Here is a 1,965-nt window from a genome sequence, read left to right on the forward strand (position 1 = left end):
ATCAAAATCTTTTAAAGCACAAATGCGATAAAGAACTATAGTATTTCGAGAAAGAGCATGTTTAATTTTTTTGCTTTGAAGAGTTAATTCATATTTTTTGCACATAATGATACCCTCACAATTGATATGTGATAAAGATTTTCTAAAATTTGGAATGAAGAATTTGAAAGAGAGGGCTCCCCCGCACCGCCCGCGCTTTCAATTATGTTGCTTTATTTTTGGAGAGACATAGACAATCTCTAATTCCCCATAAGGGGAAACCCGTTCAATATAGGTTTTAACCTCAGTAGCTCCACCAACATTTTCACGAATAACAGCAATGCCATGAATATTGGCATTTTCACAAACATGCACGTTATTTGCTATACGAGCGTTTTCATAAACCCTAGCATTGTCATAAACAGAGGCTTTGTCATAAATAATAGCCTTGCCATACACATGAGCATTACCATAGACATGGGAATTATCAGAAATAACAGCCTTGCCATAAACATGGGCATGATCATAGACATGACCAGCAACGATAGCATTGTCATAAACCCGCGCATGACCATAGATATGACCACAAGTAATAGCATTGCCAAAAACCTTTGCATTTTCATAAACGTGACCATTTTTAAACACAAGAGCATCATTATAAACCCAGCAATTGCCATCATGTGATAGGTTATCTTCCTTTTCAATAAAGCCACCTAAATCACCAGTCTTAACATCAGCAAAGTCTTTTAAAGCTTTAATACGGTAAAGAACATATTCACCAAATACACGTGTCTCATTTGTGAGTGCAAATTTCTTTTGCATAGCACAATTCCTTTATAAGAAGATTTAATTTTTGAATGAAAGAATTTGGTTAGAAAGCAGGCGCCCCCGCACCGCCTGCGCGTGTCAATTACGCAGCTTCAGTTTCATATTCGCTGTTATCATCATGATCATAATACCCCTCACAATCAGCATAATACTCATGACGATAATAATCATCTTCGCTACCAAATTCGGGATATGCATCATCATCAATATCTTCATTAGCAGTTAAAGAGGCATTACTATGAATATAAGAAGAACCAGAGATCAGAGCATCACAAATAACGGCATCATCAAAAACACGCGATTCATCACAGATATAAGCAGAGCCACTTATTTTTGCATTGCCACCGACATGAGCATCATCACAAATGACGGCATTATCAGAAATATGAGCATGATCAGTGACACGGGCGTTATCATAAATTTGAGCATTGCCTTCAATAATCACGGCGTTGCTCGCATGCGCATTGCCCGACAGCTTTGCATTGTCCTTTAATGTCATACCTTCAAAAATAGCATTCCCATAAATTTGAGCATTGCCATAAACATCAACAAAAAAGCTTTTTACTTTAGCATTTCCAAAGACGCGTGCATTTTGAAAGACCCGCGCTTTATTATACACCCAGCAATTACCCTCATGAGAGAGGTTATCTTCATTTTCAATATAGCCACCGAGGTCACCTTTTTTGACATCATCAAAATCTCTTAAAGCACGAATGCGAGTTAAGAAATGACCATCGATATATTCACAATCATCAATAAATTCGTATTTTTTTGCAAGCTCTTGGTTATTAACGGGCGCGGTTGCATTTGAAATGGAAGAGATAACGGAGGTGTTTTGTGAGATAGAATTCATTTTATTAATCCTAGTTATTTAAAGTTTTCAATTGACACTCTATAAGAGCGCCGGGCGTTGAAAACACGGTAACTAGTCCGTCGTCACACTTTCCCCATAAAGGGTATTGTATGGTATGACCACACCCGACAAAGTTCTCATATACTAACAAAAGCACAAAAGAAAGTCAGTATTTTAAAGACATGGGAGAGGTCGTATCGTAACCTACCCGCTAGTTATTAAGTGTTTTCAGCACTTGAGTATTTATATAACAAAATACGTATTTATTGTCAATTATTATTTTATCTTTTATGATATTTTTTTGT

2 protein-coding genes are annotated in these 1,965 nt (G+C 36.7%); both read right to left on the reverse strand.

From position 1 onward, the window contains the following. Window positions 1-198 precede the first annotated feature (198 nt). On the reverse strand, window positions 199-801 hold the full coding sequence (locus QWU_RS06100) for a hypothetical protein (RefSeq protein WP_017196398.1): 603 nt from the start codon (window positions 799-801) through the stop codon (window positions 199-201). Between the two features lie 88 nt (window positions 802-889). After that, window positions 890-1,660 (reverse strand): LbetaH domain-containing protein, encoded by a 771-nt coding sequence (locus tag QWU_RS06105; RefSeq protein WP_017196399.1) that lies wholly within the window; start codon window positions 1,658-1,660, stop codon window positions 890-892. Window positions 1,661-1,965: the final 305 nt, after the last annotated feature.

The organism is Bartonella birtlesii IBS 325 (assembly GCF_000273375.1).
Lineage (GTDB): Bacteria > Pseudomonadota > Alphaproteobacteria > Rhizobiales > Rhizobiaceae > Bartonella > Bartonella birtlesii.

What these genes read in the sequence shown, in the direction of transcription:
- QWU_RS06100 (WP_017196398.1), bottom strand. Translation starts at nt 801, where the DNA reads ATGCAAAAGAAATTTGCACTCACAAATGAGACACGTGTATTTGGTGAA.
- QWU_RS06105 (WP_017196399.1), bottom strand. Translation starts at nt 1,660, where the DNA reads ATGAATTCTATCTCACAAAACACCTCCGTTATCTCTTCCATTTCAAAT.